The 13,927-nt window shown below is 41.4% G+C and carries 12 protein-coding genes; 9 read left to right on the top strand and 3 right to left on the bottom strand.

Features of this window, described 5'->3' with window-relative positions; genetic code table 11:
• Positions 1-61: 61 nt before the first annotated feature.
• On the bottom strand, positions 62-778 hold the full coding sequence (locus AC58QM_RS20930; protein WP_497287102.1) for an NPP1 family protein: 717 nt from the start codon (positions 776-778) through the stop codon (positions 62-64).
• 213 nt (positions 779-991) lie between these two features.
• Complete coding sequence (locus AC58QM_RS20925; protein WP_497286788.1) at positions 992-1,693, bottom strand: hypothetical protein; 702 nt, start codon at positions 1,691-1,693, stop codon at positions 992-994.
• Positions 1,694-1,955: 262 nt separating this feature from the next.
• Here AC58QM_RS20925 and AC58QM_RS20920 point away from each other — a divergent pair, with 262 nt between their 5' ends.
• From AC58QM_RS20920 to AC58QM_RS20880, 9 genes are all read left to right on the top strand, one after another.
• Positions 1,956-3,353, top strand: coding sequence for a spore germination protein (locus tag AC58QM_RS20920; RefSeq protein ID WP_497286787.1), 1,398 nt, complete (start codon positions 1,956-1,958; stop codon positions 3,351-3,353).
• Positions 3,350-4,507, top strand: a complete 1,158-nt coding sequence (locus tag AC58QM_RS20915) for a Ger(x)C family spore germination protein (protein WP_497286786.1) — start codon at positions 3,350-3,352, stop codon at positions 4,505-4,507. The genes AC58QM_RS20920 and AC58QM_RS20915 overlap by 4 nt, the downstream gene beginning before the upstream one ends.
• Complete coding sequence (locus AC58QM_RS20910) at positions 4,507-5,598, top strand: GerAB/ArcD/ProY family transporter (RefSeq protein WP_497286785.1); 1,092 nt, start codon at positions 4,507-4,509, stop codon at positions 5,596-5,598. Before AC58QM_RS20915 ends, AC58QM_RS20910 begins: the two co-directional genes overlap by 1 nt.
• A gap of 38 nt (positions 5,599-5,636) precedes the next feature.
• The gene (locus AC58QM_RS20905; RefSeq protein ID WP_497286784.1) at positions 5,637-6,386 is read left to right on the top strand and encodes an SDR family NAD(P)-dependent oxidoreductase; all 750 of its coding nucleotides are present in this window, start codon (positions 5,637-5,639) and stop codon (positions 6,384-6,386) included.
• A gap of 211 nt (positions 6,387-6,597) precedes the next feature.
• The gene (ppsA, locus tag AC58QM_RS20900; RefSeq protein ID WP_497286783.1) at positions 6,598-9,192 is read left to right on the top strand and encodes a phosphoenolpyruvate synthase; all 2,595 of its coding nucleotides are present in this window, start codon (positions 6,598-6,600) and stop codon (positions 9,190-9,192) included.
• Positions 9,193-9,266: 74 nt separating this feature from the next.
• On the top strand, positions 9,267-9,602 hold the full coding sequence (locus AC58QM_RS20895) for a thioredoxin family protein (RefSeq protein ID WP_497286782.1): 336 nt from the start codon (positions 9,267-9,269) through the stop codon (positions 9,600-9,602).
• 663 nt (positions 9,603-10,265) lie between these two features.
• Positions 10,266-11,762, top strand: coding sequence for an MDR family MFS transporter (locus tag AC58QM_RS20890; RefSeq protein ID WP_497286781.1), 1,497 nt, complete (start codon positions 10,266-10,268; stop codon positions 11,760-11,762).
• 121 nt (positions 11,763-11,883) lie between these two features.
• Complete coding sequence (locus tag AC58QM_RS20885) at positions 11,884-12,063, top strand: hypothetical protein (protein ID WP_497286780.1); 180 nt, start codon at positions 11,884-11,886, stop codon at positions 12,061-12,063.
• A gap of 43 nt (positions 12,064-12,106) precedes the next feature.
• Positions 12,107-12,277 (top strand): hypothetical protein, encoded by a 171-nt coding sequence (locus AC58QM_RS20880; RefSeq protein WP_310224686.1) that lies wholly within the window; start codon positions 12,107-12,109, stop codon positions 12,275-12,277.
• Between the two features lie 98 nt (positions 12,278-12,375).
• Here the strand turns inward: AC58QM_RS20880 and AC58QM_RS20875 are convergent, their stop codons facing one another.
• The gene (locus AC58QM_RS20875; protein WP_497286779.1) at positions 12,376-13,806 is read right to left on the bottom strand and encodes a VanZ family protein; all 1,431 of its coding nucleotides are present in this window, start codon (positions 13,804-13,806) and stop codon (positions 12,376-12,378) included.
• Positions 13,807-13,927: the final 121 nt, after the last annotated feature.

Genomic DNA, 13,927 nt, shown 5'->3' with positions numbered 1-13,927 from the left:
TGACAACAAAAGAGCTGCCAAGAGGCAGCTCTTTCAATTTCTAAGAACTTAATGAATTCAATTACTGGTACCATGCGCTAGCTAAATTATTGGTGAAATTGGAGTCGTTTAAAGGAACGTTTGCATCTACGAAGTTAGTCGTATTTAATGCCGTCCTGGCGGCAGCAGTTAGATCGTCCCAGCCAATTAACGGTTGGTACCCACCTGCCGTGCTCGTCATATATAGCGCATGGTTAAGCGGCCAAACACTCTTATACTCAATCTTAGGATGAGTTCCATTCGTGTTTGAGGAACTTTTAGCTACATTTAACCAGTCACCGTGCTGAGAATAGGAAATGGACAGAATTTGTGGATTGGCAGCTGCTGGATTATCAATCCAGACAACAGCACCTTCCCAGTCATGCCTGTGACCTAATCCCGAAGAAGGTGAATCTTTTGGAGCATACCAGGCATACATAATTGCCCATACCCCATTGTACCAAGCTGACCGTGCATAGACTTGTCCTGTACTGGAACTGCAATTCCCATTAGCCGCTCCACTAGGTGCTAAACCACCATTTGTATTCCCTGCTGCATCTACGGCTGGAAATGGCACACATCCGGTAGTAACCTTCAAAGTTGGCTGGAATAGCTTAGCTGCGATTTGAGTGGTCGTTGTAGGAGTCACTTCTGCGAATCCTACCACTTGGTTATGAGCTAGGACTGCTGCACTAGCAGTTGGAACAAAGTTGATAGAAGCTAGCATTGTCAAGGAGAACATAATTGTAAGTGCTTTCATTTTACTGTACATGTTATTTGAACCTCCAATTTTATTAAGATAACATACACAAACTAATGTCAAATTACCTCTGAAGTCTTTATAACGGAACATTTTGCTACCAAAAGCCACTTCAAAACTTCATCAAACTAGTTGCGTATTTTCGTATTGGTTATATTTCTATCACCTCCTTTAGCGCGTGAAAGGTTTACTGAATTTTAGAGATAAGAGAACCTACTCGGAGATGCCGAAGTATTGCCTGATTACATTCAATTCATGGTTCACACGCTCTGGAATCTCCTTAAGAAGCTCTGGCCACGGTACGAATAATGAATCGTCCCATTCAAATTCGATAAAGGACATCGTAGGTCGAAATCGAAACGTCTGCAAGTAGCGTTCAACTAATTCGTTAGTTTCCTTATCAGCAGTTAACTTATCTTGCAGCATGTCTGGGACTAACAAACCTGCTCTGCCTGCCGTCTCATAGGTACACGTAGCTAAATTCGGGATGAGTTCAAGCATAGCAAGTAGTGGGGAAAAAGCGTGTTTACCTGGCTGAGAATACAGTCTTACCTGGTTAGGATTGCTTTCAGCTATATTGCTTCGATCCTTGAGTAATCCCTTAAAATATTTGCCGTGGAAGCTGCACTCACAATTGATAACACTGCCATCGCGTCCTACATAAATCCACACATGCTCTAATTCATACAAATGCTCGATATCATAATCCCAGTAGATCGCATATTCAATGACCTTTTCAATCCTAGCATCCGACTCGAAACTGATAATGCGACGAAAGGAAGGGGATTGACCATCTTGATCAAAAATGGTTACGCCAACACGTACTGGATAAAAGGGCTCCAATTGATCAAATAACAGCTGTGGTGCGTATGTTTTGGCTAACGATACATCCATTTCAATTTGCTGATTCTGCAAAGCCGCTGCCTCCTTTTTGAATGACGAATCACTATAAGCTTAATTATAGGAAAAATAGAAGGGCATACCTTAAATTATTCTAGAAAAATCTATAAAGTTATTGGAATTTATTGACATGATTTAAGAAATCCCAACTACGGTCTCGAATCCAAGGAGCACGCTACGAATCACGAGCAGGGCTTCTATTTCTAGTTCTTGGAATAAAGCAAGAGCTAAACACACAAAATAAAAAGCGAGATTTTGGGAAGGAGGGGGATGTGAAATGGAGCAAATGAGTCCGTTGGATGTGAACAAAAGTGTAAAGATTAATCACGACGCCTTATTACATATTTTTCATAATTGTGCTGATGTCGTATTTAGACCGTTAAAGCTTTCAGATCATCTTGATATTCTACTCGTTTATATTCAAGAACTGACGGACACAGAAAAGTTAGAACTTATTATTTCAACTTGCATGATAAACCGAGATTCTGATCGACTGACACAATATACAACATCTAATAAATTGTCGGAAATTGTAGCTAATGTCTTAAAAGGCTGTACGGCTATCTTTCTAGATGGGAAACCTTTTGCATATTTAGCTGAACTGACGTCTTTCGCTCAAAGAGCGATTAATGAACCCAGCAATGAAGCGTCGATACGCGGACCACGTGAAGGATTCACCGAAAGCTTAAAAACCAATTTAAGCATGATTCGAAGAAAAATAAGCAATCCTCTATTAAAATTTGAAAGGCATCAGGCAGGGGATCTAACTAATACGGAGTTTGTCGTAGCGTATATTGAAGGGCAGGTTAAACCAGAGCTGCTTCAAGAAGTAACAAGAAGACTTGATGCTTTTCGTACGAATCAATTGTTAGACTCTGGATATATTGAAGAATTTATCGAGGACAAGACCTTTTCCCTTTTTCCGCAAATCCAAAATACAGAACGTCCGGACACCGTCTCTGCGAGTCTATTGGCCGGCAGAGTGGCCATTATCGTTGACGGATCACCGAATGCTTTATTGTTGCCGATGACATTTTGGTCTGGATTTCAAGCTGCAGAAGACCATTATGAACGCTTCTTGTACGTCTCCGCAGTCCGACTAATCCGGTTCTTGTTAGCTATAATGTCTTGCTTACTTCCTTCCGTATATGTGGCGCTTACGACGTTCCATCCTCAGATGATTCCACTTGCTTTAATGCTTAGTATCTCAGTATCAAGAGAAGGGATTCCGTTTCCAACAGTGATAGAAACATTACTAATGGAACTGATGTTCGAAGGGTTGCGGGAAGCCGGTCTTAGGTTGCCAAAAGCAATCGGTTCAGCCGTGAGTATCGTAGGAGCACTGGTTATTGGAGAAGCAGCGGTGCAAGCTGGTTTTATCTCGGCACCTATCGTGATGATTGTTGCGGGTACAGGGATTGCTTCATTTGCATTTCCGAGCTATAGTTTGGCATTGCCATTTCGACTGCTACGGTTTCCACTTCTGATCTTAGGTGGATTCCTGGGTCTGTATGGCGTCGCCATCGGTGTCATTTTCGTCATGATTCATCTTGTATCGCTGAAGTCATTCGGTGTTCCTTACTTAAAACCAGTAGCACCCATAGGACAAAGATTCTGGAAGGATACCTTGATACGCATGAATAAACGATACGTATCGACACAACGAAAACAATGAAAAAAATGTGGCTAATCCTATGGATCATACCGATGATGTTCGTTTCCGGATGTTGGGACAGGAATGAAATTAATGATTACGCTTTCTGGATTGGAACGGCTTTAGATATCTCAGATAGTGGAAAACTTCAAAAAAGTGCCCAGGTTGCAGTCCCCGCAGATTTCAAAAGCACCAAAGGAGGAGGGACTAGTGGGCAAAGAGCAAATATTGTGCTTACAGCGACCGGTAGTTCAATCGTCGATTTGACCCAGCAAATTCAAGACAAGCTGCCTAGAAGGGTTTTTCTCGGACACCGTAGGTCTATTTTCATTGGAGAAAAGCTGGCGAAACAAGGGCTAGTAGAAATTATGGATCAATTTACACGAAATACCGATACGCGTATGCGTACAGATATATTTGTTGTGAACAATGGTGAAGGAAAAGATGTCTTGAAAATCAACAGTCCGTTTAATCAATTCTCATCGATTGTAGCCGTTGATCAGGACCGATTTTGTCGTTTAGGTGACACAGCTTTACGAGATGTCTTACTTGATGTAGGACGTGATGGTATCCGGCCTTCCATGCCGATGGTCGAAATATCACCGAATAATGAACAAGAAAAAAATGAAATCATCGAGGTTAAATCTGTAGCTATATTTAATAAAAAACTGCAAATGGTAGGGGAAGTAAGCGGAAGAGAATCCTTGGAGATGTTTTGGGTCAAAGGGGTGTTAAAGGATCAATTTCTTACGGAAGAAACGGAGGAGGGGGTTATATCCTTATACGAATCCAATTTAAAAAGATCTATTCGTACCGAAATTAATGGGAACTCAATTAAAGCTTATGTGAAGCTTGAGGGAACTGGAAGAGTTCTTGAGAATAACTCGGATATTGATATTTCCGTTTCCGCAGAACGTATTCCTTTAGAACATAAACTGAATGAACTCAAAGCAAAAAAAGTAGAGGAAACCATAAAAAAATTGCAACAGCAATTCGGTCAGGATGTGTTTGGTATCGGAGAAGAAATTCACAAAGAGCATCCATACCAGTGGAAAGAATTGCGAGATAATTGGGATCAGATATTCCCGACAGTTGATGTATCGGTAAGTGTCAAGCTAAAAATTCAGAATACGGGGGATATTGGCAAGCGTATCCCAGGAATTGGTGATAGATAGTGAAAATTTCTCCATGGCAGTTGTTTTGGATGTTCACCACGTTAGAAATTTCAATGAGTATTTGGCTCACTGTATCCCCTTCGATTGAGATTGCTAAACAAGATGCATGGATCTCACTTCTCATAGCAGGTGTAATAGGACTAGCTGTGACACTGATTCTAGTCCTTATTTGTCAGCGTCATTCTTCACAAACATTGGTGGAGTTTGCACAAAAGTTATTTGGGAAATGGATCGGAAAGCTAATAGCTACGCTCTATATTATGGTTTGGTTTTCCGTTTCAGCCGATATCTTGCGAATATTTTCGTTATTTATTAAGCAATTTCTTTTTCACGATACACCGATATGGATCATAGCCGCGCTTATGGTTGCTGCGATGGTTTACATCAATTACTCAGGAAGCATCGAAGCTATAGCTCGCTTTAGTGAATTGGCTGGCCCCTTACTGCTGGTCGGCATATTAATTACGTTTGGTTTGAATTTAACGAATCTGCACCCAGCGCTTCTTTTACCAATCTATGCAGACACTGGGGTCATCCCCATTCTGAAAGGTTCCATGGTAAACGCATCGTTCCTCGGAGAGTCGATGATGATCATGATGCTAGCGCCTTTTATTGCGAATTCACAAAAGATGCTCAAGCCTACGCTACTTGCCATTTGCGTTCCTTCCTTAATCGGCGTATTAACGGCAATATTTGTTATAATGACATTTGGAACCAATATCGGAGGTACATTAATTTTTCCATATTTCAGTATGGTTCGGTTTATTAATTATCTAGAATTTATTCAAAACATGGATGTTTGGATTATGTTCATCTGGATCTTCAGCGTATTCATAAAGTTGGCGATTTACTTGTTCATTAATAGCTATGGAACTGCACAATTGCTGGGCATCAAGAACTGGCGAATCGTCATCGGATTTGCTGCAATCGTTATTTATACGATATCCTTAGTACCTGCTAACATCATAGGTCTGTTGGATTATGCAAAATTCGTCTGGATTATTTACATTTTTCCAATCTTCATTGTGGGTTTACCGATTTTCTTCCTGCTCGTTAGCCATCTTAGAGGTCGATCACTGGCACATAAGTAGACATTTAGTTTCGGATAAAAGTGAAAGAGGGGATTCGTTTGCGTAAAGTCGCAGTCATTACAGGGGGAAGTCAGGGCATCGGGCGAGCAATTGCTATAGCTTTTGCACAAGAAGGTTATGGCATTTCCATAGCAGATATTCACCAAGAGAAAGGGTTGGAAACTTTAGAACTCCTACGTCCCTTTAAAGAAGATGCCATTTTTATGAAGGTTGACGTTTCTAGGCAAGCGGATGTTGACCAATGGATAGCGCGTACGTATTCAGATTTGGGTAGCATTGATGTCTTAGTGAATAATGCAGGGATCATGCATAATACCGATGTGTTAGAACTTAGTGCAGAACAATTTCAGCGGGTTATCTCCATAAATCTGGGAGGTACTTTTCATTGCTCTCAGGCGGCAGCCCGAATCATGAAAGCACAAGACAGCGGTGGTGCTATTATTAATATCTCATCCACTAGAGCTGCGATGTCAGAGCCTAATACGGAGGCTTATTCCGCTTCAAAGGGAGGTATTTCGTCTCTGACCCATGCGATGGCTATCAGTTTAGGCGGATATGGCATTCGCGTTAACGCAATTTCGCCAGGATGGATTGAGGTGCGAGACGAAGGCAGTTATTCCCACACGGAGATAGATCGCAAGCAGCATCCCGTAGGTAAAGTTGGGAAACCAGAAGATATTGCCGCGGCATGTTTATTTTTAGCGAGTGAGAAAGCAGGATTCATTACTGGGCAGAACCTCACGGTAGATGGGGGGATGACAGTTAAAATGATGTATCTAGAAGAATAGCGTGAATAGTACAGTAGCAGAAAATCAAAAAAGAACCTGGGCAATGTTGCCAGGTTCTTCTATATTGCATAGGAAGAGTCACGATGATATAATCGACTCAAGACTGTTTATGGTAAAATGATCATAGTAAATCCATCTTATACTTTAATCTTACCATGCCAGTGACCTCTTGTCAAATATTTTTCAAATTCGTGATTAGGAGAGATGTTGAGTGAATTCTTGGGTACTCAGTTTTCAGGAAATGGAAAAAACACAGCTATCGCTCGTCGGAGGAAAAGGGTTGAATTTAGGGGAATTATCCAAAATTCAAGGGATTCAAGTACCAGAAGGATTTTGTGTTACAACTAAGGGATATCTGAACGTCATCGAACAAAACGAAACGTACCATGCTTTGGTGAATCAACTAACACTCCTAAAAGTAGATGATCGAGAACAAATTGGTGAAACCAGCAGGAGGATTCGAGAACTCATAACTGAAGTAGAAATTCCTAGCGATGTTGTGACAGCTGTTACTAATTATCTTACTCAATTTGGTGAGGGAGATGCCTATGCTGTGCGATCAAGTGCGACGGCGGAAGATCTACCACATGCCTCTTTTGCTGGTCAGCAAGACACCTTCTTAAATATTATCGGGAAAGAATCCATCTTACAGCATATCAGCAAATGTTGGGCTTCGCTATTCACGGATCGCGCGGTTATCTACCGTATGCAAAATGGATTTGACCACAGCCAAGTGTTAATATCCGTCATTGTTCAAAAGATGATCTTCCCGCAAACTTCTGGAATTCTATTTACCGCGGATCCCATGAGCTCTAATCGAAAACTGCTATCCATCGATGCCAGTTTTGGCCTAGGGGAAGCTCTGGTTTCGGGGTTGGTATCTGCCGATAGTTATCAAGTAAAAGGAGACGAAATCGTTGACAAGCGGATAGCAACCAAGAAGTTGGCCATCTACGGACGTAAAGATGGAGGAACAGAGACGCGACAACTTGAACCCCAACAACAAAAGTCACAAACACTTACGGATCAGCAAATTCAACAGTTAGCTCATATTGGAAGACAGATCGAATCCTATTTTGGCAGCCCACAAGATATTGAATGGTGTTTAGCGGAGGATACATTTTATATCGTCCAGAGTCGTCCCATCACGACCTTATTCCCGATTCCTGAAGCTAATGATCAAGAAAATCATGTCTATTTATCTGTTGGCCATCAACAAATGATGACAGATCCCATAAAACCATTGGGTTTGTCTTTTTATCTGTTAATTACTCCTGCACCTATGCGTAAAGCTGGTGGGAGGTTGTTTATTGATGTAGCGCCTAGGATGGCTACAGCAGTTGGCCGGGAAGCTTTATTAACTACCATCGGATCCGATCCGCTTATAAAAAGCGCACTCATGACCATCATAGAGCGAGATTATATAAAATTGTTACCAAATGATCAAACAGCGGCGATTCCGAACAGAAATAATCCAGATATGCTGGAACAAATTGAAAACAATACGAACATCGTATCTGAGTTAATTCAGAGTAATCGCGCATCGGTAGAAGAGTTAAATCAAAGCATTCAGACGAAATCAGGAGCGGAAGCCATTGATTTTATTCTGGCAGATATCCAGCAATTGAGAAAAACATTATTTGACCCTCTTAGTACGGCTGTGTTTATGACGGCCATCAATGCTTCCTTATGGATCAATGAAAAAATGAACGAGTGGTTAGGTGAAAAAAACGCAGCAGATACGCTTTCTCAATCGGTACCGAACAATATTACTTCAGAAATGGGTCTGGCATTAATGGGTGTCGCGGATGTGATTCGCCCTTATCCAGAAGTCATTGATTATTTACAGCACGTAAAAGAGGATAACTTTCTGGATGAACTAGTTAAGTTCGAGGGTGGACAGGAAGCTCATGATGCAATCGATGCGTATCTCCAGAAATACGGAATGCGATGCGCTGGAGAAATTGATATTTCTAAAACGCGTTGGAGTGAAAAACCAATTACACTCGTTCCCATGATTCTGGGTAACATTAAAGCCTTTCAGCCTAATGAAGGCCAACGAAAGTTTGAACAAGGGCGCCAGGAAGCGTTGGAAAAAGAACAAGAGTTAGTAGCTCGGTTAATCCTTTTGCCGGATGGCGAACACAAAGTTGAAGAGACAAAACGAATGATTCGCCGAATTCGGAATTACATTGGTTATCGTGAATATCCCAAATACGGTTGGGTTAATCGCTATTTTGTTTATAAGCAGGCTATATTGAGAGAAGCTGAACAGCTCGTACAAGCGGGTGTCATTCTTGAGAAAGAAGATGTATTTTATCTCACTTTTGAAGAACTTCATGAAGTCGTACGCACCCACACACTTGATTATCAGATCATCAGCAAACGTAAAGACGAATACCAATTGTATGAGAAACTAACTCCCCCGCGTGTTATTACTTCAGATGGTGAGATCATTTCGGGTACTTACAATCGAGAAAATATCCCGACTGATGCGCTAGTTGGTCTACCCGTTTCTTCAGGTGTAATCGAAGGACGGGCACGTGTTATTTTAAATATGGAAGAAGCTAATCTGGAAGATGGCGATATACTAGTTACAGCATTCACAGACCCTGGCTGGACACCCTTGTTTGTATCTATAAAAGGTTTAGTCACCGAGGTTGGTGGTCTGATGACGCATGGCGCCGTTATCGCGCGTGAATATGGTTTGCCTGCTGTAGTTGGCGTGGAAAATGCCACCACTTTAATAAAGGACGGTCAATGGATTCGCGTGCATGGAACCGAAGGCTATATTGAAATCTTGTAATTAGGATGTCTCCGAATAAAAGACGATATAACCGTGAATCTTAAAAAAATAAGTAGAACATAGGAGGTAAAAGTGTGGGAATCATTTCTTTAAATAAAGAAACGTTCAGAGGACAGGTCAATCATGGGATTACGCTCATTGACTTTTATTCGCCTGGGAGCGAATCTAGTCAAAGGCAGCTTACAAGTATTGAGGAACTCGTGCCAGAAGTGAGATATCAAGCTAACATTGCTAAAGTTGATATCGATTCGGAAAAAGAACTGGCAACGGAGTACGGTGTAGTGAGCGTGCAAACATTAATGCTTTTTAAAGACGGTTATCAATTAGAAACATGGGTGGGTCAGCAAAGTAAAGAAATGTTGAAGCAGAAAATCATTGAATATGCAACCATGGGCGACTCTTGCGTGTGATGAGCAGTTATAAATATAGTAAAAACGTAAGAGGCTGTCCCATAAGTAACCTTTGGAAGACGCGAAGTAGAAAACTTTAAACGCTTGGGTATTCTTTATTGCTGCCACTGCGTGTTTAGATGTATAAACTACAGCTAATTTGTCCGAATCTGACCTGTTTGCAGGATTAGATGGAAAAACTACAGCTAATTTGCTGGAAAGTTTGAAGATATGAGCAATTTGAAGGGAATTAACTACAGAAAATACAGTTAACCTTTCGAATTCTAGAAATCCTCTTCAAATAGATGGAGATTATCCAGTTAGATTGCGGGAAGCAAAGTAAGCAGGTTCATGACTCAAAGGTCATTAACGAAAGAAGAGGCTGATTCAAAAAGTCATAATTGACTTCTTGGACAGCCTCTGTTTCGTTGGTGAGATTGAGATAAAAATTATTCGTCTTCCCGTTCAATTTCTCTAATGTTTCTAAAGAAAATTCTTCTTCTAACAAATCCTCCTCTAACGCGGATACGAAGAATAAGATGGCAATCGAATAATCGTAATCGGCAATTATTATTGGGGATCAAGGGGGAAGCTAATAAGCAAAACAACGCTTAATGAGTAGAAATGCTAGGTATTCATAACTACAACTATACAACTCTAGGAGTAGAAAGATGAGGTTTGTCTATGTCAGCACGAGCACAAGCACAACCACTAAAGAATAATGGTGACGACTTCTCTTTTAAGGCCATTCTTCCTCCACTTATGGCTATTATCGTAGGTATGATTATGGTTATTTTGGACAGTACAGTTGTCAATAACGCTATTCCGCATCTAGTCGAATATTTCGGAACGGATCTGAAGACGATTCAATGGACAGTGACAGGATATACGCTTGCTTTATCCGCAGTCATTCCTCTCGCAGGTTGGTTAACGGATAAGTTCGGCTCTAAGCAGATCTTTTTACTGACGATTACCCTGTTTACGATTGGCTCTGTGTTGTGCGGGATTGCTCAAAGTCCGCTACAGCTCATTATTTACCGCGTTATTCAAGGCTTAGGTGGAGGTATGGTATCCCCCATTGGGATGGCCATGGTATTTAAACTTGCGCCACCTGAACGTCGCGGATCGATTATGGGCGTATTAGGCATTCCGATGTTAATGGCACCGGCTTTTGGCCCTGTATTATCAGGATGGTTAGTTGATTCGGTCAGCTGGCATTGGATCTTTATCATCAACCTGCCGATTGGTATTATCGCATTCTTTCTCGGTGTAAAATATTTGCCTAAATCCGATCGTCATCATGCTCCTCACTTGGATGTTGTTGGCATGTGCCTTGCTCCGATTGCCTTTGCAATGCTTGCTTTTGGTGTGAGCGAAGGGGGCACAAGCTGGTCTTCGACCTCTACCATTCTAGGATTAACGATCGGTGGAATTGCTTTAATTACTTTTATCTTTGTGGAACTACGGCAGGATCAGCCGCTCCTAGAATTGAAAGTTTTCAAATCTTCCGATTTCACCCGAAGCATTATTTTGACATGGATCGTACAACTCGCACTATTTGGCGCCATGTTGATTGTTCCACTCTATTTACAGGGAGTGAAACATTATACAGCGCTTGAAACGGGCTGGATTCTGATGCCACAAGCGATTTGTGCGGGAATCGGCATGCCAATCAGCGGGCGTCTATTTGATAAAATAGGGGCTAGACCGTTAGCTTTTAGTGGGTTGGCAATTGTCTCCGTTGCATTGTTCATGTTATCAGGTGTATCCGTTGACACCAGCTTGCGACTTATTATCATAGCTATCTGCTTGATGGGACTTGGAATGGGCTTTTCCATGATGCCACTGAACACACATGTTCTGAACTCAGCGCCTCGTCGATTAGTAAGCCGCGTAACGCCACTTACGACGGCTGCCCAACAAGTTGTTGTCTCGTTCGCAGTCGCTGGACTTACTGGCTATCTAACGTCGCAGATTACTTCTCATGCGGCAAGCGCGGGAAAAGGAGCCAATCCGTTAACTGCCGTCGTGGCGGGATATGGGGATACTTTCTTCTTGTCCGCATGCATTGCATCAGCGGGTGTAGCACTTTCGCTAATTCTACGTAAGCCACGATTGACAGAAGAAGATCAATTAGGTGAGGGCGAAAAACCGGACCCGTCTATGATGATGGGACACTAAAAGCAGGGTGATAACCACGAGCTGAGACGAGTAGGATAGTTTCAAACCGATTGAGAGATACTAACGCGTATGCCAAGACAATGTGTTTGGCAATCCATCCATTAACATAAGAGGTGATTGTATGAGCGGGAGAAACAACAAGCCAGACAATGATGGACCAGCTGGGCATCCGGGACGGTTAGACCAGTATGGTGACAAACTCGGTGCGAGCAATGAGGCAGAGTTTGAAGCCGCAGCCAATCAAGCTTGTGAAATTTCATCGTCAGTAGATGAAAACGAACAGAGTCAGACGCACGAATAATCAGCTATTCCTACTAACTACGAAGAAATGGAGTTGAACATATATGCCCAAAAATGACGCAGATCCTAAGCATGACCGTGAGGATAACCGAGCAGACAGTAAGAATAATCAACAGAATCATGCCAATTTTCTGGAGGAAGCACAGACCTTAACAAGCGAGAAGGCTGCTGATTATGTCCCTAGTTTAAATGGTATTCCTAAAGATCAAGTGTGATTGATGCGAAGATCCAGATGGGAATATCAAATTCTGCTGGATCAGCATCGATGAAAAAAGACCCCGACATCGGGGTCTTTTTTGCTTGACAAATCAGTCTAAGGTAATGCAGGTATAGTAACACTAAATTTCTCCACTTCATCATTAACAGAACCTTCAAACTGATAAACTGGCTGATAATAGCCTTTACTGTCATACAAGTAAATGATATTCATAGCGGTGATTAGAATCTGAGTGCCCGGTGTGAAAGGGTTTCTAGTATTATAACTATCAAATTCACCTTTTTTGATTTTCTCTAAAGCAGTCGCTGGAGCTATGACCTCTACTTGGCGAATATATTTATTTTTGAAAACACCATACATTAAACTAGAAATTTGACCTGAGCTCTCTACATCCACCATAACCACGCCGTGTACATAATCTTTTGATAATGTGCTAGGTTCAACAGATGGGGCATCCCAACGGAATGTACCGTTTTGATCAAGTTTTAAGTCAGCATCTGAGGGTATAAACGCATTGTCTTTCAAGATTTGTTCCACTTTATGACCTGTCGTTTCATCTGTAAGCTTTTGGTTGTAATCAGCCATTTCATCGTACATGGACCATGTTCCTGTACGAATAAAGTAGTTTAAGTAATAGGCCGAATCATTGGTTTTGCCAAAACTATATTGCTGATTGTCACCGTCTCTTCCGCTGCTTTGAACGAGTGGCAACGGAATGCTATGTTGTAATTTGGAAATGATGTTCAGCGCCAATTCAGGTTGGTTCGCATTTTCATCGTAATAGATAGGAAGGATGCTACTGGTTGGCGATAATGTAATCTGGCTAGACACAGTAACTTTCGACATGTTCGTGCCTATTGCTGGACGTATGCCCATATTCCCGAATTCTTGTGCTTGGTAAACAATTCGTGCACCTCCAAAAAGGCATACAAAAAATAATGGAATAATGGCAGCCGAGAGTATGGATCTTTTATTGATTTTATTTGCTGTCTTAATATCCAGAATTGCTTTCACAATCAAGTATCCAGTCAATGCACCTATTGTATTATGGACAAGGTCATCAAGCTCAAAGATTCCCTTGTGAGTTACCCATTGAAAAGTCTCAATTCCTAGCGTAAAACCAAAGGATATACATAAAATGGCTTTCAAAGATTGAAATTTACGGCTAACAAGTGGTAATAGGATTCCGAGGGGGAAGAGCATAGCAATATTATAAACAAGGAGTAGAAATGACGTAATTGACCAGGTGTTCCAAACATCTAGATAACTACTGGTTAGATTTAGATTAATTTCCTTGTCATGACTTGCGCCTCTATTTAGTATGGTCAAAGCAAATACCATAAATAGATAACCTAGTAGAAGGACTGCTAGCGAGAATTTAAACCAGGGAATTTTCTTCGGTCTATGTAGGAGCCTTTGATAAATCAATGTATAGCTGATCAGAAAAACGACGATGCATGCTGCAATGAACCATAAAGCAGGCACTGCCCAACGCATAAGCATGTAGGGAATATCTGTTACACCCATAACAAGTTTCGATCCTTTCATTTCAAACTGTTTCATTTAGTCTAAATCAAGTGTATTGATTCCTTCTAAATGGTTTATTAACAATCTATAAACGGGATCACTCTGGTCAATACTTAATTTA

It is taken from the genome of Paenibacillus sp. J22P165 (assembly GCF_059692015.1).
Note: the sequence above shows the minus strand (reverse complement) of the source record. Positions and strands in the feature narration are given on the sequence as shown.

Coding starts and splice junctions, on each gene's coding strand:
- AC58QM_RS20930 (WP_497287102.1), bottom strand. CDS start 778: ATGAAAGCACTTACAATTATGTTCTCCTTGACAATGCTAGCTTCTATC.
- AC58QM_RS20920 (WP_497286787.1), top strand. CDS start 1,956: ATGGAGCAAATGAGTCCGTTGGATGTGAACAAAAGTGTAAAGATTAAT.
- AC58QM_RS20915 (WP_497286786.1), top strand. CDS start 3,350: ATGAAAAAAATGTGGCTAATCCTATGGATCATACCGATGATGTTCGTT.
- AC58QM_RS20890 (WP_497286781.1), top strand. CDS start 10,266: ATGTCAGCACGAGCACAAGCACAACCACTAAAGAATAATGGTGACGAC.
- AC58QM_RS20885 (WP_497286780.1), top strand. CDS start 11,884: ATGAGCGGGAGAAACAACAAGCCAGACAATGATGGACCAGCTGGGCAT.
- AC58QM_RS20880 (WP_310224686.1), top strand. CDS start 12,107: ATGCCCAAAAATGACGCAGATCCTAAGCATGACCGTGAGGATAACCGA.
- AC58QM_RS20875 (WP_497286779.1), bottom strand. CDS start 13,806: ATGGGTGTAACAGATATTCCCTACATGCTTATGCGTTGGGCAGTGCCT.